This is a genomic window from Marinobacter guineae (genome assembly GCF_002744735.1).
GTDB lineage: Bacteria > Pseudomonadota > Gammaproteobacteria > Pseudomonadales > Oleiphilaceae > Marinobacter > Marinobacter guineae.
The window spans coordinates 284017-303614 of the sequence record NZ_KZ319339.1 but is presented as its reverse complement, the minus strand read 5'-3'; the positions used below and the strand labels follow the sequence as shown (position 1 = coordinate 303614).

Below are 19598 nucleotides of genomic sequence, written 5' to 3'. Positions count from 1 at the left end.
TAACGCATCCGGGGGAGTGCCCCTTTAAAAAGCGGCCGTGAATCATCCCTGTAGGGCTTGGTAGCGCCACCTCTGGCGCTACCCATTTCCGGGCGCCCAGCCCGGGCCCTGACGCCATGGCCTTTCGATAGTCTGAAAGAGGTTTGCCATTTACTTTCGACTTTCCAATCTCTATTTCTGGTTTTTTGCCCTGCTTGGCGGGCTACTTCCTTATTGGTCCCTGTATCTCGAAGGACAGGGATTTTCCTATTTGCAAATTGCCACGTTGATGGCGACGATTCAGCTGACCAAGATCGTTGCACCCAGTATCTGGGGCTGGATTGGGGACCGAACTGGCCAGCGGGTGCGGCTGGTTCGGTTCGGGGCAATTACCGGTTCGTTGTTTTTTGCCGGCGTGTTGCTGGAACCGGGCTTTTACGGGCTGCTGCTGGTGATGCTGGCGTTTACCTTTTTCTGGAATGCCATTCTCCCGTTGTATGAAGTGATCACGCTCCGCACCCTTGGCAAGAACAAAGAGAAGTACGGCAAGGTTCGGCTTTGGGGGTCGGTCGGGTTTATCGGGGCGGTGGCGTTGGTGGGTGGTTTGCTGGAGCTGGTGCCGATCCGGAATCTGCCCTGGTTGTTGTTGCCGGTGTTCGCGGGAATAGCCATATCCGCGTTTTTGTTGCCTGCTGAGCGGGGGGAGCGGAAGCCACCGGCACCGAAAGGCAGTCTCAAGGCGATTATTACTCACCCGGCGGTGGTGACGTTTTTCCTGATGAATTTTCTGCTTCAGGTGTCCCACGGCGCCTATTACACCTTTTTCAGCATTCACCTGGCGCAGCACGGTTACGGCAAGTTGGCGATCGGGCTATTGTGGTCATTGGGTGTTGTGGCGGAAATTGCGCTGTTTCTGGTTATGCACCGGTTGACCCGGAATTTTACCATTCGGCAGATTGCAATCGGTGCGCTTACGCTTACCATGATTCGTTGGGTGCTGATTGCCGAGGTGACCGATGTGCTGGCGGTGCTGCTGTTTGCGCAGTTGCTCCACGCTGCTTCCTACGGCGCACTTCATGCCATTTCGGTTCAATACATCCAGGGCTTTTTCGGAAAGCATCACCATGGCCAGGGGCAGGCGCTGTATAGCGGTCTGACATTTGGCGCCGGTGGTGCACTGGGGGCGTGGCTGTCCGGTTTTCTGGTGGATGGTTTCAGTACGTCCGCGGCATTCTGGGGCGGTGCCGCGGCCATGGCGATTGCGATCGTGATTACCTGGCGCGGCCTTCGGCCACCGCCGATCCATGGTGAAGTCTGAAATTCAGGCGCCTTCCTCTTCCTGTACTATTGCCAGGAATGCCTTTGCCGCATTACTTAGCTGCCGGCCCGTGAGGCCTATGCCGCCGAGAACCCGGGAAACGGGCCTGTTTACTTCCAGCACGCGAAGGCTGTCGTCGACCATCCGCAGGGGCAGAACGCTCCAGCCAAGGCCGACACTGGTCATCATTTTCAGGGTTTCCAGGTAATTGGTTGGCATCTGAGGGTTCAGGTGAAGGTTGGCTTCCAGGAACAACCGGCTGACTACCCGGTAGGTGGCTGTTGTGGTGTCCGGCAGTAGCGCAGGGTGGTCGGCAAGGTCTGAAAGCGCCGGTTTACTTTGCGCCGCAAGCGGATGCTCAACTCCTGCCACAAACACCATGGGATCCGGCCATTGGGCGAATACCTTGAAGTTGGGCTCCATGCTATCGCTCAGGGTAACAAAAGCCAGTTCCGCATTTCGTTTGCGCATCTGCTCATAAGCCGCATCGGATTCCATGAATTGCAGATTGATGGAAACCTGCGGGTATTCCCGTTTGAATCGCCGCAGCCAGTTTGGCAAGTGGTGTAGCCCGATGTGGTGGCTGGCAATGATCTGTAGTTCGCCTTCCACCTGTCCCGAATCCGGGGACAGGGCAATCCGGGCATTGTGGATTTCGTCGAGGATTCTACGGGCATGAGGAAGCAAACGGCTGCCGGCATCGGTCAGCCTGATCTGGCGGTGGCTGCGGTCGATCAGGGTGGTGCCGAGCTGGTTTTCCAGGGAGGCCAGGCGTTTGGAGATAGCCGGCTGTGTCAGGTGCAGGGTTTCTGCGGCTTCTGAGAATGAGCCCTGATCTACGATTGTCAGGAAGGCTTTTAATGCGTTCGAGTCCACGGAAACGGTCCTTTTAGCCTGAAACTTTGGAGGAGGTTGCAGGCAGGGACAGGCTTTCCAAAACACGCCCGTGAATACGTCCCTGTAGGGCTCGGTCGCGCCATCCCTGGCGCTCCACGGTTTTGGAAAGCCTGTCCCTGCCTGCGCCCCGAGCAGTTGAGGAGTCCTCTGAGTTTCGGGGAGTGGATGGGTATAACGGTTTCAAAACCGTTGAGGGCCATGGACGGCCCGAAACGAGCCCACATGGACGTGCTTGTTGGCGTGTTTTGAAACCGTTATACCCATCCGCGACCTTCACCAAAGTATAACCAAAAAGGATGCCAAAGATAAAAAACATGAATTGAGGTTATCCATGCCCAGGCGGTAAGATGGGGACATCGAATCTGATAACCAGAAACCCCCAGAGAGTGAGAGAGAACCATGGCGGGCAAGACCTTATACGACAAATTGTGGGACGATCACCTCGTCAAACAGCGGGACGACGGCTCCGCGCTGATTTACATTGATCGCCAGTTACTGCACGAAGTTACCTCGCCTCAGGCATTTGAAGGCCTGCGGCTGGCCGGGCGGAAGCCGTGGCGGATTGATGCCAACATTGCCACCCCGGATCACAACGTACCGACCACCGACCGTGAACGGGGCGTGGAAGGCATCGTCGACCCGGTATCCCGGATTCAGGTGGAAACCCTCGACAAGAACTGCGATGAGTTCGGCATTCTTGAGTTCAAAATCAAGGATCAGCGCCAGGGCATCGTCCACGTGATCGGGCCAGAGCAGGGCGCCACTTTACCGGGTATGAGCATTGTCTGTGGTGACTCCCACACCTCTACCCACGGCGCCTTTGGGTGTCTGGCTCATGGTATCGGTACCAGTGAAGTTGAGCATGTGCTGGCGACCCAGTGCCTGGTTCAGCAGAAGATGAAGAACATGCTGGTGAGGGTGAACGGCAAGCTTGGACCGGGAGTGACCGGCAAGGATGTTGTTCTGGCCATTATCAGCAAGATCGGAACGGCCGGTGGCACCGGTCATGCCATTGAGTTTGGCGGCGAGGCCATCCGTGGTTTGAGCATGGAAGGCCGTATGACCATCTGCAACATGTCCATCGAGGCGGGTGCCCGTGTTGGCATGGTTGCTGTGGACGACACCACCATTGATTACGTGCGCGGACGCCCGTTTGCGCCGAAAGCCGAGCAATGGGACGCGGCGGTTGAGTACTGGCGTAGCCTGCGCAGCGACGACGATGCGGTATTTGACAAGGTTGTTGAGCTGGAAGGCTCGGAAATCCAGCCGCAGGTCAGCTGGGGCACCTCACCGGAAATGGTTGTCGGGGTCGAAGGCCATGTGCCGGATCCTGAGAAGGAGGCGGATCCGATCAAGCGTGAAGGTATCGTACGGGCGCTGAAATACATGGGTTTGGAGCCGAATATGCCGATCACTGAAATTAAGCTGGACCGGGTATTTATTGGCTCCTGTACCAACAGCCGTATCGAGGATCTGCGTGAAGCGGCAGCGGTGGTGAAAGGCCGGAAGGTTTCTCCGACCCTGAAGCAGGCTATGGTGGTTCCGGGTTCCGGGTTGGTGAAAGCACAGGCAGAGCAGGAAGGTCTGGACAAGATCTTTCTCGAAGCCGGGTTGGAATGGCGTGACCCGGGTTGCTCCATGTGTCTGGCCATGAATGCGGACAAGTTAGGCCAGGGCGAGCATTGTGCCTCCACTTCAAACCGGAACTTCGAGGGTCGTCAGGGTTTTGGTGGGCGCACCCACCTGGTGAGCCCGGCTATGGCGGCCGCCGCTGCGGTGACTGGCCATTTCGTTGATGTTCGTGAGTTGATGAACTGATCCACAGGAGAGAACCATGCGCGCATTTTCGCAACATCAGGGCGTTGTAGCCCCCATGGACCGTTCCAATGTGGATACGGACATGATTATTCCCAAGCAGTTTCTGAAATCCATCAAGCGCACCGGCTTCGGCCCGAACCTGTTTGATGAATTGCGGTACCTGGACGAGGGCAGGCCGGATCAGGATTGCTCCGAGCGTCCCATCAATCCGGATTTTGTTCTGAATCAGGACAGATACAAGAATGCCAGCGTACTTTTGGCTCGTCGCAATTTTGGTTGTGGGTCCAGCCGCGAGCACGCGCCCTGGGCGCTGGAGGATTTTGGTTTCCGGGTGATTATTGCCCCGAGTTTTGCCGATATCTTTTATAATAACTGCTTCAAGAATGGTTTGTTACCTATTGTTCTGCCAGAAGAAATTGTTAATCAGCTGTTTGGGGAAGTGGAGCAGAATGAAGGTTATCAGCTGTCTGTGGATCTTGAAGCCAGGACGGTGACCACACCGTCCGGTGAGACGTTCAGTTTTGAGGTCGATGACTTCCGCCGGCATTGTCTGCTTAACGGCCTGGACGATATCGGAGTTACGCTGGAAGATGCGGATGCAATCAAAACCTATGAAGACAGCCGTCGTAAAACCGCGCCCTGGTTGTTTGGCGCCAGCAGCTAAATCCGAAGAAAAAGAGTCTTGCAAGGAAACGCTATGTCCAGAACAGTATTAATGCTCCCCGGTGACGGTATTGGCCCGGAAATCGTGGCGGAAGCAGAAAAGGTACTTCACAAGATCAACGATCAGTTCAACCTGGGCCTGGGCTTCGAATCCGGCCTGGTGGGTGGGGCTGCGATTGATGCAACCGACAGCCCGTTACCGGAGGAGACCCTGGAAAAGGCCAGGAAGGCGGATGCCATTCTGCTGGGCGCCGTTGGTGGCCCTCAGTGGGACAGTCTGCCGATGGCCCAGCGTCCGGAAAAAGGCCTGCTCGGATTGCGTTCCAACCTGGAGCTGTTTGCCAATCTGCGCCCGGCCATCCTTTATCCGCAGCTGGCCTCCGCGTCGTCTCTGAAGCCGGAAGTGGTATCCGGCCTGGATATCATGATTGTCCGGGAACTGACCGGCGGCATCTATTTTGGTCAGCCGCGCGGCGTTCGCGAACTGGAAAGTGGCGAGCGTCAGGGCTACAACACCTACGCCTATACAGAATCGGAAATTCGTCGTATAGGCCGTGTTGCTTTTGAGGCAGCGCAACAGCGGGGTAAAAAGTTGTGCTCAGTCGACAAGGCCAATGTGCTGGAAGTGACTGTTCTGTGGCGGGAAATCATGAACGATCTGCGCCGGGAATATCCTGATGTGGAGCTGTCCCACATGTACGTAGATAATGCCGCCATGCAGCTGGTTCGTGCACCCAAGCAGTTCGATGTGATTGTGACTGGCAACATGTTTGGTGATATTCTTTCGGACGAAGCGGCTATGCTCACCGGCTCCATTGGCATGTTGCCATCGGCGTCGCTGAACTCCGAAAAGCAGGGTATGTACGAGCCCTGTCATGGTTCGGCGCCGGATATTGCCGGCCAGGGTATTGCCAATCCGCTGGCTACTATCCTCAGTGCTGCAATGATGTTGCGGTACAGTCTTAACGAGGAAGCCGCAGCTGAGGCGATTGAAGCCGCTGTCAGCAAGGTGCTGGATCAGGGACTACGTACGGCAGACATCATGTCTGAAGGTGCGAAGAAGGTCTCAACCCGGGAGATGGGCGAGGCAGTACTTGCTGCGTTATAATCAGCGCTTCTGAAAAACAGTGTATTCGAGACCCGACGGCAACGGGATGCAGTTTCCGCGGGATCATCCATCCTGTCCCTGCCGGCGATAAAGGCTGCGGGCAGGCATAAAACGAGGTCTAAAGATCGCACATGAAGCGAGTTGGACTTGTAGGTTGGCGTGGCATGGTGGGCTCGGTCCTCATGCAGCGCATGCGTGAAGAAAACGATTTCGCCGATATCGAACCGGTCTTTTTCACCACATCCCAGGCCGGCAAGCCGGCACCGGATGTAGGCAAGGAGGACGTGCCCCCTCTTCAGGACGCGTTTGATGTCGAGATTCTGAAAACCATGGACGTAATCGTGACCTGCCAGGGCGGTGATTACACTGGTCCGGTTTATCAGAAGCTACGCGACGCAGGCTGGGAAGGTTACTGGATTGATGCAGCGTCCACACTCCGGATGGTAGACCATTCGGTGATTGTTCTTGATCCGGTCAATCGCAATGTCATTGATGCGGCGCTGGATAAGGGCGTAAAGGACTTCATTGGTGGTAACTGCACCGTAAGCCTGATGATGCTGGCTCTCGGCGGCCTGCTGGAGCAGGACCTGATCGAATGGGTATCCCCCATGACCTATCAGGCGGCTTCCGGTTCAGGCGCGCAGAACATGCGTGAATTGCTGAACCAGATGGGTCAGCTCAACAACAGCGTGAAATCCGAGCTGGACGATCCGTCTTCCGCAATCCTCGAGATTGACAGGAAGGTGACCGAAACCATGCGCTCTGAGGGTTTTCCGACCGAACACTTCCAGGTACCGCTGGCCGGTAGTCTGATTCCGTTTATCGACAAGCAACTCGATAACGGCATGAGCAAGGAAGAGTGGAAGGCCGGTGTGGAGACCAACAAGATTCTTGGTCGTTCGGACAACCCGATTCCTATTGATGGTATCTGCGTGCGGATTGGCGCCATGCGCTCCCACAGTCAGGCACTGACCATCAAGCTGAAGAAGGACCTGCCGGTTTCGGAAATCGAGTCGATATTGGCGAAAGCCAATGACTGGGTGAAGGTTATTCCTAATGATCGCGATGCGACTATTGAGGAACTGACCCCGGCCAAGGTTACCGGCACCCTGAGTGTGCCCATCGGTCGCATCCGCAAGCTGGCAATGGGGCCGGAGTATATCTCCGCGTTCACAGTGGGTGATCAGCTGCTTTGGGGTGCTGCCGAACCGCTGCGCCGTATGCTCCGAATCCTTCAGGAGCGTTAAGATTTGTTACACAGAGGCAATAAATGCCAACTGTGTCCGGTTTCAGTAATCCGGTAAGGGGGCGGAGGCTGATTTCAGCCTCCGCCCCTGTTATTTTCAAGAGCGCTAGGCAGTTCCACGCGATTGATAAAAAAATGGTGCAAGGATTGCGGCTGATCGATTGATAAAAGAGGTTTTATCAACAATACTTGCCGGGCTGAATATTAAAAAGAACACATAATAACTAGAACTATCCAGACGGAAGTCATCCAACCTCGTCCGATTCTGTTTGAAAAAGAGCAGTAACGAATAACGGAGACTGGAAAGGAAAAAGCATGAAGGTACGCAAGCTTGCGGTTGCCCTGGCTCTGGCGGGAGGGCTTGGATCCGGCGTCGCACAGGCCCTTGGGCTGGGTGAAATTGAACTTCAGTCCTATCTGAATGAGCCACTGGATGCAGAGATCGTTCTGCCCCAGAGCCGTGGCATTAATCCAGTGGACGTATTCGTCAACATTGCTTCAGAACAGGCGTACGAGCGGGTGGGGCTGGATCGCAACCAGTTTCTAAGCAAGCTCAGGTTCCAGGTGGTAACCCGTAACGATGGCAGTCTCGCTGTCAACGTTTCCTCGCGTGAGCCCCTGAGAGAGCCGTACCTCAATTTTCTGTTGGAAATGACCTGGCCGAGCGGTCGGTTGATGCGTGAATACGCAGTCCTCGTTGATCCGCCTGTGTATGCGGAAGAGTCGGGGGTTCAGGAGCAGCTTAACGTACCCGCGGCGGCTTCCACCGAAACAGCCCGGCAGCCAGCAGTAACCCGTAGCCAGGAGTCCGTGCGCCGCCAGTCGCAGGCAGAGCGGTCATTGGGCACGGGATATCAGGCAGATACCTTTGGGCCAACCGGGCCATCCGATACCCTGTGGACGATTGCTTCCAGTGTCCGCCCCGATGACAGCGTTTCCACTCAGCAGGTCATGCTTGCAATACAGGACCTGAATCCGGATGCCTTCATCAGCAACAACATCAACCGCCTGAAGCGCGGCGAAGTGCTCCGTATACCCTCCATCGACCAGATTCAGAGCCGGACGCGCGCTCAGGCAACGCGGATCGTCAGCCAGCAGAATCAGGAATTTCAGTCTCCCCAGCGTACCGTTGACGCCACTGCAAGCCAGCAACAGCAACCTGTGGCCCAGGAATCGGCTGCAGGGGGTGATGAGCTGAAGTTGGTTGTCTCTGAGGAATCCGGTCGCGACACTTCCGAAGGCGGCTCGGCCGGCGGGGATGGGCAGCTGCCCGGTGGCGCTGATGCCGGCACCGCCGTTGCTATGGAAGAACTGGAAAGCGCACGGCGTGAAAATACAGAGCTGAACAGCCGGGTCGAAGATCTTCAGGATCAGGTGCAGACACTCCAGCGTCTGCTTGAACTGAAAAATACCCAGCTTGCTGAGATGCAACAGGTAGCCGGGGCTGACGCATCGGAGCAGACTGCCTCCGGTGAAACCGCGGATGCCGGCGCTGCGCCTACTGAGGGCGCAACACCCCAGGAAGAAACTGCCGCTGCGGATGAAAATGCCATTGGAGAGGGTGAGCCCACCCTGTCCGGTGATCAGGCCGAACCTCGATCGGAAACCGCTGAAATGGCGGGAACTGAAGATGCACCGGAAGACGCGGCTGCCGATGCTGCCTCGCCATCCGATGAGCTGGTCATGGCGGAGGCCGGTGACGATACCGGGGAAGCCATGGCCACGGCCACGGACGAATCCGGGACGGCCGGTGCCGACGACACCTCTGGAGAACCCAGTGGCGACGTTACCGAGCCGGAGCCAGCTCCGGCAGTCTCTCAGCCCTCGCAGGCTGCAGAGCCGGCACCAAAGCCGGCGCCTCAGGCTCCTGCTGCGGACAAGGGTTTCCCGGGTAATGTTATTGATGCGATCACCAACAACCCGATGTACCAGATTGCCCTCGGGGGTGGCCTGATCATTCTTCTGTTGTTGCTGCTGCTCCTTGCCCGTCGCAATGCGAACCGGGAAAAGGCGTTTTATGAACAGTTGAACAGTGAACCGGAGGAAGGTTCAGATTCCTTTGATCTGAACCTGGAAGAGGACGATCAGGAGTCAGCCGCCAGTGACGCCCTCGAAGAAGCAGACACCTATATTGCGTATGGCCGCCACGATCAGGCAGCACAGACGCTGGAAACGGCAATCTCCCGTGAGCCGAGCCGCACTGATCTGCGTCTGAAGTTGTTGGGTGTATATGCCGATACAAAGGATCGTGAGTCCTTTGAAAAGCAGTTTGGTGAGATTAAGGCACTGGATGAGGAAGAAGCCCTGACGACAGCGAACGAGTTGCGGGCGAGACTGGAAGAAGCGGAGTCCATGCCCAGCATCGATGACCTTGAATCACAGCTTCGCTCAGACTCCTTCGCCACCTCTTACGAGTCCGGAAAAGAGATGGGTGGCGACTCGGGGCATGATGAAGATAAACCTGCATCAGAGGAACTCTTGGCGGATCAGTTCGATTCGGAGCAGGAAGAGCCGGCCGAGAACGAATTCGGTGACTTCGATTCTGATCTTTCAGACTTTGACCTCAATGAGTTTGAAGAACCGCAAGTGTCTGAACCTGAAGAATCTGCAGATCAGAAAGAAGAGAGCAAGGACGACCTGATTGAATACGACCTGTCAGGCCTCGAACTGGAATCCGGAGAAGAAAAGACTGCTACGGAAGAAACGCCTGAGTCTGAAGAATCCGGTGAATGGGATATGTCCTCAGAGTTCGAGATGGATCTTGATGAATCCTCTGACACTGAAATCAAGTCTGATGAAATTGAAGAAGACCTGAGTCTGGAGCTTGATGAGGGTGATCTGGAAGAAGAGGCGCCAGCGAGTGCGTCAGGCGAAGCCGCCGATGACGTCAGACTGTCTGAAGAAGACGCCGAAGCAGATATCGATTCTCTGGATGAGTCCTTCCTTGATGAGCTTGATGCCGAGCTCGATAAGGTGGCCGGTGAAGAGGACGAGCTGGGCGGCAGCGAGATGGAAGAATCTTCGCTGGATGACCTTGAGCTGGATGTGTCAGATGAAGACCTGGCGCTGATGGAAGAGTTCTCCGATTCCGCGGATTCGGCGAATCACGATGAGGAAGAGGTCGCTTCCCTGGATGAGGAGCTGGGCCTTGAGGACACCCTCGCGGAAGGTGACGTTCTGGGCGATACCGAAGAAGCTGGTCCTGAAGAGACAGTTGAGAGCGTCGAGGAGCTTGAGCAGCAGGGCGTAGCAGATGACCTTGAAGGCCAGGACCTTTCGACTGATGTTGATAAGACATCAGATGAAGATCTGGACTTGCCGATGGCATCCGATGAGGTCGCCGAGGAGTCTTCCCGTTCGTCCGTTGCAGATATTGACGAGGACGATCTTGGGGATGACGACGACTTTGATTTCCTTGCCGGCACCGATGAGGCTGCCACCAAACTCGACCTTGCGCGGGCCTACATCGAGATGGGTGACGCTGATGGCGCCAGGGACATCCTCGAAGAGGTTGCCCTGGAAGGTGACGAAGATCAGAAAGTGGAGGCACAAGATCTCCTTAAAAATCTGTCCTGATCCGTTATAATCGGGTCTGACAGGCAGCAAGCGCCGGCCGCCGGGTTGATTCCCGGCATCAAGCCGGCGCTTTGTTTTTACAGAAACATACTTCCCGGATTCGCCCTTGTTTCTTGAAACCCAGCAACTCACCACGGATAACGCCATCGGTGCGGGGCGCGTCGCGCTTGCGTTTGAATACGATGGTCGAAGTTTCCACGGCTGGCAGCTCCAGAAATCCGGCGTCCGGTCGGTCGAAGCTGAATTGACCAAGGCGGTCGCAAAGGTCGCCGACCACCCCGTGGATCTGGTTTGTGCCGGGCGCACAGACGCCGGTGTCCACGCCAGTTACCAGATTGTCCATTTCGATACGCCTTCCGTTCGGAACCTCCGGTCCTGGGTAATGGGGATCAATACTGCGTTGCCTGATGATATTGCCGTGCACTGGGCCGGGAATGGTGATGGCGATTTCCACGCCCGTTTTTCCGCCACATACCGCCGCTATCGTTACATCATCTACAACCACCCGGTTCGCCCCGGTATTCAACGGGGACAGGTGAGCTGGACGTTCCGCCCTCTCGATGCCGAGCGAATGCATGAGGCGGCACAGGCGCTGGCAGGTGAGCACGATTTTTCGTCTTTCCGTGCAGCCGGCTGCCAGTCCCGGACACCGATCCGTTTTCTGGAGAGGATCTCGGTAACCCGGAAACGCAATTTTGTCGTAATAGATGTGCAGGCCAACGCATTTTTGCATCATATGGTGCGGAATATTGCAGGGGCGTTGATGGCGGTGGGTTCAGGGAAGCATTCAGTAGAGTGGATTCATGAGATACTGGCTGCCAGGGACCGGACCGTCGCCGGTGTTACCGCGCCTCCTCATGGTCTGTATCTGGTTGATGTAGGTTATCCCGAAGAGTTCGGTTTGCCTGCTGCCGAGTGTGGTCCGGGTTTTTTGAGGCCGTGGTTCAGTCGGGCCGAAAACCGCCCCCTTGAGCCCACGCATATCCATCCCAAGCAACGGGTTCCGAGCCAATGAGCGCACGCGTAAAGATTTGCGGCCTGACTCGCCCTGAGGACGTTGATGCGGCGATTGAATGCGGCGCGGATGCTCTGGGGTTCGTCTTCTATGGGCCAAGCCCCCGGTCGGTCACCGCAGATCAGGCTGCGGCTCTTGTCCGCCGAATCCCGGCATTTGTATCCGTTGTCGGCCTGTTTGTGAATCCCTCTCAGCAGGAGGTCGAGGCTGTGCTCGACAAGGTCCCTCTTGATCTTCTGCAGTTTCATGGCGACGAAACAGCTGCTTATTGCTCAGGATTCGGGCGCCGCTGGATCAAGGCTGTCCGGGTTCGGGAATCCGGTCAGATTGAGCGCGCTTTTGAAGAGTTTCGGGACTCTGCCGGTTTGCTGGTAGATGCCTGGGATCCGGAAAAATACGGCGGTACGGGAAGGGCCTTCAACTGGGACCTGATACCGGAGGACCGGCCACTACCGCTTATATTGGCCGGCGGGTTGTCATCTGCTAACGTATTTGCCGCAGTAAACCAGGTGAAACCGTGGGCGGTGGATGTCAGCGGCGGCGTCGAACAGAACAAAGGCATCAAGGATTTCCAGAAAATTTCTCATTTTATCAAAGAGGTTCACCGTGTCTGTAAAACTGACTGAAGAAATGCTGAGCGCACTGCCGGACGCACGGGGTCACTTCGGGGCTTTCGGTGGGCGGTTTGTTTCCGAGACTCTGATGGATTCCCTGATGACGCTCGAGAAAGAATATAACCGCCTCAAAAAAGACCCGGAATTTCAGGCGCGATTCGACAAGGAACTGGCGGATTATGTGGGCCGGCCCACGCCTCTTTATTTTGCCGAGCGTCTGACCCGGGAGACCGGCGGTGCGCAGATCTGGCTCAAGCGTGAAGATCTTTGTCACACCGGCGCCCACAAGGTGAACAACACTATTGGCCAGGCGCTGCTCGCCAGTTTCCTGGGCAAAAAACGGATTATTGCAGAGACCGGTGCCGGCCAGCACGGCGTTGCAACTGCAACGGTCTGCGCCCGTCTGGGGCTTGAGTGTCATGTGTTTATGGGTGCCGAGGATGTTCAGCGCCAGTCTCTGAACGTGTTCCGGATGAAGCTGCTGGGCGCTCAGGTCCATTCCGTGCAGAGTGGCTCCAAAACACTGAAGGATGCCATGAACGACGCCATGCGGGACTGGGTCGCGCACGTTGATGACACCTTTTACATCATCGGCACGGTGGCCGGGCCGCACCCGTATCCGATGCTGGTACGGGATTTCCAGTCAGTAATCGGTCGTGAAACCCGTCGTCAGTGTCTTGAGAAAACCGGTAAATTGCCAGACGCACTGGTTGCCTGTGTTGGCGGTGGTTCAAATGCAATAGGTATGTTCTATCCGTTCCTCGGCGATGAATCCGTGGAGTTGTACGGGGTTGAAGCCGGTGGCCTGGGCCTTGAAACCGGTAAACACGCGGCGCCTCTCTGTGCCGGTCGGCCGGGTGTGCTGCATGGTAACCGAACCTATCTGATGGAAGACGAAAATGGCCAGATTGCTGCTACCCATTCCGTCAGTGCCGGCCTGGACTACCCGGGAGTTGGGCCAGAGCATAGCTGGCTGAAGGATATCGGCCGGGCCCACTATGTTTCGGTAACCGACGATGAAGCCATGGAAGGGTTCCGGAAGCTGACCCGCGTTGAAGGCATCATGCCCGCTCTGGAAACCGCCCACGCGGTGGCTTACGCCATCAAGCTGGCGGCAACCATGGACAAAGACCAGACCGTAGTCATCAATGTCTCCGGTCGCGGCGACAAGGACATCAACACAGTTGCCAAGCTTGAAGGCATCGAGATCTGAACAATCAACAGGAGCAGGCATGAGCCGAATCGAAGGGGTTCTCAAAACCCTCAAAGGACAAGGTCGCAAGGCACTTATTCCCTACATTACCGCCGGTGACCCGCATCCCGATGTCACGGTAGATTTGATGCATACCCTGGTGGCAGCTGGCGCTGACATTATTGAACTGGGGGTTCCGTTCTCTGACCCGATGGCAGACGGTCCCGTCATTCAGCTGGCTTGCGAGCGGGCGCTGGTGCATGGAACGTCCCTCCGGCAGGTTATCGGCATGGTCAAGGAGTTCCGCAAGACCGACGACAGCACGCCGGTGGTTCTGATGGGGTATCTGAATCCCATGGAGGCCATGGGCTATGAAAAATTCGCTGATGCGGCCAAAGATGCCGGCGTGGATGGCATCCTGACGGTCGATCTGCCTCCGGAAGAGGCTGACGAGGTGGCTCCATTGTTTACCGAGCGCAACCTCGACGCTATCTTCTTGCTGGCACCAACCACCACCGATGACCGAATTCGGGCAATCAGTGAGCACTCTTCCGGTTATGTGTACTATGTTTCAATCAAGGGTGTGACAGGCTCTGCCACAATCAACGTGGAAGAGGTTGCCGCAAAAGTGAACCACATTCACGAACTGACAGCGCTTCCCGTGGGCGTCGGCTTCGGTATCCGGGATGCTGAAACGGCTGCTGCAGTGGGTCGGGTATCCGATGGTGTAATTGTTGGCAGTGTCCTGGTCGATACAATAGCCAGAAATCAGGCAGATACCGGCCAGCTCAAACGAGCGTTGACGGATCTGCTCCACCCGATGCGCGAAGCACTGGACAGCCTGGCCTCCTGATTCAAAGAGGTGAGGCCAGACAGGCATCAAAGGACAGGATGAAACCATGAGTAACTGGCTGGACAAGATCATGCCGAGCAAGATTCGCTCGGAATCCAAGCAGAGAACCGGTGTGCCGGAGGGGCTATGGAAGAAATGCCCGAAATGCGGCGCATTTCTCTACAAGCCGGAGCTTGAGAAAAATCTCGATGTTTGCCCGAAATGTAATCACCACCTGAGGGTTACGGCCCGTCGACGCCTGGATGTATTCCTTGACGAAGACGGCCGGGAAGAGATTTCGGCTGAACTTGAGCCATGGGATCGACTGAAGTTCAAGGATACCAAGCGTTATAAGGACCGTCTGTCCCAGGCCCAGAAGGCGACGGGAGAAAAGGACGCCCTGATTGCGATGAGGGGGACCACCCTGGGTGTTCCGCTCGTTGCCTGCTCCTTCGAGTTCGGTTTTCTGGGCGGTTCCATGGGCCAGGTGGTCGGCGAGAAATTCGTTCAGGCGGCTAACGTTGCCCTGGAGCACCGCATCCCTCTGGTCTGTTTCTCCGCCAGTGGCGGCGCGCGAATGCAGGAAGCGATTCTGTCATTGATGCAGATGTCCAAAACCGCGGCGGTTCTGGAACGCATGAAACAGGAAGGAATCCCCTATATTTCGGTCATGACGGATCCGGTCTTCGGCGGCGTTTCCGCCAGTCTGGCGATGCTGGGCGACCTGAATATCGCCGAGCCCAACGCGCTGATCGGTTTTGCCGGGCCGCGGGTCATTGAGCAGACGGTTCGTGAGAAGCTCCCTGAAGGGTTCCAGCGCAGTGAGTTCCTGCTGGAGCACGGGGCAATAGACATGATCCTCCACCGTCACCAGCTGCGGGAGCGGATTGCTCACGTTCTGGCCAAGTTCACCGGTCAGGAACGTCCGGGCACGGAAGACCCTATCGAGTTTGAAGTGTCAGAAAAGCCGGAAACCGATGCCCCCACCGAGTAATCGCTCTGTCCAGCCTCCGGCCGCGCCGGGGGCTGGTGCCACCGTTGATCAGTGGCTTACCTACCTCGAGGCGATACACCCAACCGAAATCGACCTGGGGCTTGACCGGGTCCTGATAGTGCTTCGCCGGCTTTTCCGGCGCAAACCGGAAGCTCGCATCATCACTGTCGCCGGTACCAACGGAAAGGGCAGTGCGGTTGCGGTTGTTGAGGCGCTGCTGCAAACCGCGGGGCGTCGTACCGGAGCCTACACGTCGCCTCATCTCCAGAGCTACAACGAGCGTGTTCGTCTGGACGGTGTCGACATCTCCGATGAAGAGTTGGTGAAGGCGTTTGAGGCGGTTGAAGCAGCCCGGGGAAAGGTCTCTTTGACCTATTTCGAATTTGGCACTCTGGCGGCGTTCGTGGCATTCGCCAATGCCGGTGTGGATCACTGGATTCTGGAGGTCGGTCTGGGCGGGCGCCTGGATGCGGTTAATGTTCTGGATGCCGATTTCGCCATACTGACATCGGTGGACATTGATCACGTTGCCTTTCTCGGCGATAACCGGGAGGTGATTGGCTTTGAGAAGGCCGGCGTGTTACGGCCGGGGATTCCCGCCGTTTATGCCGACAATGATCCGCCCCGTTCTGTGCTTCAGCAGGTTGCTGCGCAGAAAGTCAATCTGGCATTGCTGGATCGGGATTATCACCTGACACCGCAGAAGGACGACAAGGGGCCGAATTCCGGCCTGACTCTGGAATATGCGGGGCAGCTAATTCGCTTGCCCGCCGGACCATTGCCGGTCAAAAGCGTTGCTGCGGCAGTAGTGGCCATTCGAAGTCTAGAGCCGGAGCTGGATATTCCAGCGATCGAACGGACGCTTGCCACCGTGAGTGTCCCCGGGCGCTTCGAGTTGCTCGGAAAAAGCCCGGATATCTTTGTTGATGTGGGCCATAACCCCCATGCGGCTGGCTGGCTGGCTGGCCAGTTGGAGCGGTTGAAAGCGCCTGGTAAAGAGGTTCGCGCCGTTTATGCCGCGCTGGCCGACAAGGATGTTGAAGGCGTTGGCAGGGCCATGGCCGGAGTTGTGGATCACTGGTACCTGGCGGGGCTTGATGTTCCCAGGGGGCTTTCCGGGGCGGCTCTGAAAGACAGAGCGGCTGCCGCTGGACTCAGGGCTGTGAGCGTTTCTGAAACCGTCCTGCAGGCCCTGGATGCAGCGTTGTCGAATGCGACAGCGGATGATCTGGTGGTTGTTTTCGGTTCGTTCTACACCGTTGCACAGGCCCGGGAAATTCTGCTTCACGAAAATGAGCCCCGGGGCTGACCCGGTCGCCTTAAACTTTGTCCATAGCAGTGGGTCTGCCTTTGAGTTCCGGCTGCCGGACGGTTAGTATCTGCGGGTAGGCGTCTCTTGCGGCGCAGTCACAACAGCGCAGTCACAACAGATGGGAGCCTGGTAACGTGGATGGATTGAAACAGAGAATAATCGGGGCGTTGGTACTCGTTTCCCTGGCGGTTATCTTTGTTCCCATGCTTTTTGACGAGCCTCACTCGGAACGCAGTTCCACAACCATCAAAATCCCGGAAGAACCTCCTTTCCCTGAGGTTGAGGCACCGGAAACCGAAGTGGCACCGGCACCTTCCTATGAGCTCAGCGAAAACGCACCTGAGGTGCCCGAGTTGGGGGCAGGGGAGGGCGAGGACTCGCCCGCGTATCGGATTCTTGAAGAAGGTTCCGATACTGCTCCGTTTTCTGAAGCCAGGGAGCCTGCTGATCCAGACCAGGCGGCGGCGGACGATAACCAGCAATCCACGGAAACCACTGCGGATGCCCCCGCGCCGACTGCCGAACCGGCCGAGCCGGAAGCAGCTGAGTACGAGCGCTCCCTTGAGGGTGCCTGGGTGGTTCAGCTGGGAAGTTTTGGCAATGAAGACAATGCCCGACGGTTGCGGGACAAGGTCCGGGAAAAGGGCTATGGCTCTCACCTCCAGGCCGTAGTCCGTGGTGATACCACGCTTACCCGGGTTTTCAGTGGTCCGTTTGCTACCGAGTCGGAAGCCGAAGCAGCCAAGCGGGCCCTCGATGACGCCTTTGGCGTGAACAGCCTGGTCACCTCCGGCGAAAAATAGCCACGTGCAACCGGTTTTATGTGGGCAAGGCGGTTTGGCGAACCGGGGTTTCCTGATAGAATTCGCGCTTCCTTTTCTCCACCGGGTTTTCCATGGAAGCGCTGATCTGGATTGACTGGGTCATTATCGCCCTGATTACAGTTTCCACGCTCATCAGTCTGAAGCGGGGCTTCGTAAAAGAAGCACTGTCTCTGGTGACCTGGGTTGGCGCGTTTATCCTCGCCAGAACCTTCCATCCACAAATGCAAAGCCTGCTGGAAAGCACGGTAGAAACGCCCCTGGTCAGACTCATTGCTGCCTTCGCCATACTCTTCTTTGGAACGCTCATCGTCGGAGCCATCATTAATAACATGATTGGTCACCTGATCAGGGCCACTGGGCTTTCAGCCACGGACCGGGTGCTGGGCATGGGTTTCGGGCTTTTGCGGGGTGTGGTGGTAGTGATTGTCGCCATCGCCTTCACCCGATATACCCCGCTGGCGCAGGATACATGGTGGCGAACGTCCATCATCATTGATCGCCTTGCGGTGGTTGAGGACTGGTCCCGGCGGACTCTGGGCGATGAATTTGCGCGTTTTCTGGGGCCTGCGCCCGAGGGTGCGCCAGAACCGGAATCCGGTACACTGCAGGAAGGCGTGGAACCAGCGTCCGCGTCCCGCTAACATTCAGTTTTAACACTCGGAGAACACCTTATCCATGTGTGGCATTGTCGGCATCGTCAGTACTTCCAACGTCAATCAGTCGCTCTATGATGCGCTGACTGTACTTCAGCACCGGGGCCAGGACGCGGCGGGCATTGTTACTTTTCAGGATGAGCGGTTTTACCTGCGCAAGGATAACGGGCTGGTGCGGGACGTATTCCACACCCGACATATGCGCCGCCTGGTCGGTAACGTGGGTATCGGGCATGTGCGTTACCCGACAGCCGGCAGTGCCAGTTCTGCTGAAGCCCAGCCGTTCTACGTCAACAGCCCGTATGGCATCACTCTGGCCCATAACGGCAACCTGACCAATGCCGATGATCTCAGCAACGATCTGTTCCGGACCGATCTTCGCCACATCAACACCAATTCCGATTCGGAAGTGCTGTTGAATGTGTTTGCTCATGAGCTGCAGAAACTCGGCAAGCTGGACCCCACCAAGGACGAAATTTTTTCAGCGGTAGGCGCCGTACATAAGCGTTGCCGGGGTGCTTATGCCGTGATTGCGATGATTACCGGTTACGGTATTGTTGGTTTCCGGGACCCCAACGGAATTCGACCGGTCTGCTATGGCGAGCGAACCGCTGAGGATGGCCGGAAGGAATACATGATTGCCTCGGAAAGCGTGGCGTTGAGTGCTGCGGGTTATGACCTGGTTCGTGATATCGCGCCCGGCGAGGCGGTCTATATCGAAACTGACGGCACCCTGTACACCCATCAATGCGCAGAGGATCCGCATCTCTTCCCGTGTATTTTTGAGCATGTGTATTTCGCCCGCCCGGACTCCATCATTGACAAGGTGTCGGTCTACAAGGCGCGCCTGCGAATGGGCGAGACCCTGGCCGAGAAAGTTCTTCGAGAGTGTCCGGACCATGATATCGACGTGGTGATGCCGATTCCCGACACCAGTCGGACCTCTGCCCTCCAGATGGCCCATCGTTTGGGTGTTAAATTTCGGGAAGGCTTCATCAAGAATCGCTATATCGGCCGGACATTCATCATGCCTGGCCAGAAGATGCGCAAGAAGTCCGTTCGCCAGAAGCTGAACCCCATTGGTCTGGAGTTCCGCGGTAAAAACGTGATGCTGGTGGACGATTCGATCGTACGCGGCACTACCTGTAAGGAAATTGTTCAGATGGCTCGGGATGCCGGCGCCCGCAAAGTCTATTTTGCGTCGGCAGCGCCCCCCGTTCGCTACCCGAACGTGTACGGGATTGATATGCCCTCTGCCAGCGAGCTGATTGCTCACGACTGTACCGTTGATGAGATCCGGGAGATTATTGGCGCGGACTGGCTTCTCTACCAGGATCTGGAAGATCTGATAACCTGCGTCAGCGACGTGAATGACGATATTGAAGGCTGGGAGTGCTCGGTCTTTACCGGTAAATATGTGACCGGAGATGTCGACGCGGCCTACCTGAACCGGCTGGAAGAACTGCGCAACGACGACAAACGTTTCGAGAGTACCGGAGCCACATCCAGTGAAAACGGTATTATTGACTTGTACAACGACGAAGACTGAAGCCGCCG

At 56.7% G+C, this 19598-nt stretch carries 16 protein-coding genes; 15 read left to right on the top strand and 1 reads right to left on the bottom strand.

All coding sequences use genetic code 11. The features are described from left to right. Positions 1-148: 148 nt before the first annotated feature. Positions 149-1297 (top strand): MFS transporter, encoded by a 1149-nt coding sequence (locus CLH62_RS01380; RefSeq protein ID WP_099616368.1) that lies wholly within the window; start codon positions 149-151, stop codon positions 1295-1297. Positions 1298-1300: 3 nt separating this feature from the next. On the opposite strand, the gene CLH62_RS01375 is transcribed toward CLH62_RS01380, so the two are convergent. Then, positions 1301-2173 carry a LysR family transcriptional regulator gene (locus CLH62_RS01375; RefSeq protein WP_099616367.1) on the bottom strand — a complete coding sequence of 291 codons (873 nt, stop codon included), beginning with the start codon at positions 2171-2173 and terminating at the stop codon, positions 1301-1303. 420 nt (positions 2174-2593) lie between these two features. Here CLH62_RS01375 and leuC point away from each other — a divergent pair, with 420 nt between their 5' ends. The 14 genes from leuC to purF all read left to right on the top strand — a co-directional run bounded on the left by leuC (position 2594) and on the right by purF (position 19590). Further along, the gene (gene leuC / locus CLH62_RS01370; RefSeq protein ID WP_099616366.1) at positions 2594-4012 is read left to right on the top strand and encodes a 3-isopropylmalate dehydratase large subunit; all 1419 of its coding nucleotides are present in this window, start codon (positions 2594-2596) and stop codon (positions 4010-4012) included. A 16-nt stretch (positions 4013-4028) separates the two neighbouring features. Then, a complete protein-coding gene (gene leuD / locus CLH62_RS01365; RefSeq protein ID WP_099616365.1) occupies positions 4029-4676 on the top strand; it encodes a 3-isopropylmalate dehydratase small subunit in 648 nt (215 codons plus the stop codon). 33 nt (positions 4677-4709) lie between these two features. Next, positions 4710-5783 (top strand): 3-isopropylmalate dehydrogenase, encoded by a 1074-nt coding sequence (leuB, locus tag CLH62_RS01360; RefSeq protein WP_099616364.1) that lies wholly within the window; start codon positions 4710-4712, stop codon positions 5781-5783. A gap of 131 nt (positions 5784-5914) precedes the next feature. After that, entirely contained in the window at positions 5915-7030 is a 1116-nt protein-coding gene (gene asd, locus CLH62_RS01355) for an aspartate-semialdehyde dehydrogenase (RefSeq protein ID WP_099616363.1), read from the top strand. 314 nt (positions 7031-7344) lie between these two features. Further along, positions 7345-10605, top strand: a complete 3261-nt coding sequence (locus CLH62_RS01350; protein WP_099616362.1) for a FimV/HubP family polar landmark protein — start codon at positions 7345-7347, stop codon at positions 10603-10605. A 106-nt stretch (positions 10606-10711) separates the two neighbouring features. Continuing rightward, positions 10712-11620: a tRNA pseudouridine(38-40) synthase TruA gene (truA, locus tag CLH62_RS01345; RefSeq protein WP_099616361.1), complete on the top strand. Its 909-nt coding sequence runs from the start codon at positions 10712-10714 to the stop codon at positions 11618-11620. Next, a complete protein-coding gene (locus CLH62_RS01340) occupies positions 11617-12246 on the top strand; it encodes a phosphoribosylanthranilate isomerase (RefSeq protein ID WP_099616360.1) in 630 nt (209 codons plus the stop codon). Before truA ends, CLH62_RS01340 begins: the two co-directional genes overlap by 4 nt. Then, positions 12239-13447 carry a tryptophan synthase subunit beta gene (trpB, locus tag CLH62_RS01335; RefSeq protein WP_407657769.1) on the top strand — a complete coding sequence of 403 codons (1209 nt, stop codon included), beginning with the start codon at positions 12239-12241 and terminating at the stop codon, positions 13445-13447. Before CLH62_RS01340 ends, trpB begins: the two co-directional genes overlap by 8 nt. A gap of 19 nt (positions 13448-13466) precedes the next feature. After that, entirely contained in the window at positions 13467-14279 is an 813-nt protein-coding gene (gene trpA, locus CLH62_RS01330) for a tryptophan synthase subunit alpha (protein ID WP_099616358.1), read from the top strand. 46 nt (positions 14280-14325) lie between these two features. Then, the gene (gene accD / locus CLH62_RS01325; RefSeq protein ID WP_099616357.1) at positions 14326-15252 is read left to right on the top strand and encodes an acetyl-CoA carboxylase, carboxyltransferase subunit beta; all 927 of its coding nucleotides are present in this window, start codon (positions 14326-14328) and stop codon (positions 15250-15252) included. Continuing rightward, positions 15236-16561, top strand: a complete 1326-nt coding sequence (gene folC, locus CLH62_RS01320) for a bifunctional tetrahydrofolate synthase/dihydrofolate synthase (RefSeq protein ID WP_099616356.1) — start codon at positions 15236-15238, stop codon at positions 16559-16561. The genes accD and folC overlap by 17 nt, the downstream gene beginning before the upstream one ends. A 137-nt stretch (positions 16562-16698) precedes the next feature. Then, the gene (locus tag CLH62_RS01315) at positions 16699-17367 is read left to right on the top strand and encodes an SPOR domain-containing protein (RefSeq protein WP_099616355.1); all 669 of its coding nucleotides are present in this window, start codon (positions 16699-16701) and stop codon (positions 17365-17367) included. Positions 17368-17459: 92 nt separating this feature from the next. Then, positions 17460-18029: a CvpA family protein gene (locus tag CLH62_RS01310; RefSeq protein ID WP_099616354.1), complete on the top strand. Its 570-nt coding sequence runs from the start codon at positions 17460-17462 to the stop codon at positions 18027-18029. Positions 18030-18063: 34 nt separating this feature from the next. Then, complete coding sequence (purF, locus tag CLH62_RS01305; protein ID WP_099616353.1) at positions 18064-19590, top strand: amidophosphoribosyltransferase; 1527 nt, start codon at positions 18064-18066, stop codon at positions 19588-19590. Positions 19591-19598 lie beyond the last annotated feature (8 nt).

Coding starts and splice junctions, on each gene's coding strand:
- leuC (WP_099616366.1), top strand. CDS start 2,594: ATGGCGGGCAAGACCTTATACGACAAATTGTGGGACGATCACCTCGTC.
- leuD (WP_099616365.1), top strand. CDS start 4,029: ATGCGCGCATTTTCGCAACATCAGGGCGTTGTAGCCCCCATGGACCGT.
- leuB (WP_099616364.1), top strand. CDS start 4,710: ATGTCCAGAACAGTATTAATGCTCCCCGGTGACGGTATTGGCCCGGAA.
- asd (WP_099616363.1), top strand. CDS start 5,915: ATGAAGCGAGTTGGACTTGTAGGTTGGCGTGGCATGGTGGGCTCGGTC.
- CLH62_RS01350 (WP_099616362.1), top strand. CDS start 7,345: ATGAAGGTACGCAAGCTTGCGGTTGCCCTGGCTCTGGCGGGAGGGCTT.
- CLH62_RS01340 (WP_099616360.1), top strand. CDS start 11,617: ATGAGCGCACGCGTAAAGATTTGCGGCCTGACTCGCCCTGAGGACGTT.
- trpA (WP_099616358.1), top strand. CDS start 13,467: ATGAGCCGAATCGAAGGGGTTCTCAAAACCCTCAAAGGACAAGGTCGC.
- accD (WP_099616357.1), top strand. CDS start 14,326: ATGAGTAACTGGCTGGACAAGATCATGCCGAGCAAGATTCGCTCGGAA.
- folC (WP_099616356.1), top strand. CDS start 15,236: ATGCCCCCACCGAGTAATCGCTCTGTCCAGCCTCCGGCCGCGCCGGGG.
- CLH62_RS01310 (WP_099616354.1), top strand. CDS start 17,460: ATGGAAGCGCTGATCTGGATTGACTGGGTCATTATCGCCCTGATTACA.
- purF (WP_099616353.1), top strand. CDS start 18,064: ATGTGTGGCATTGTCGGCATCGTCAGTACTTCCAACGTCAATCAGTCG.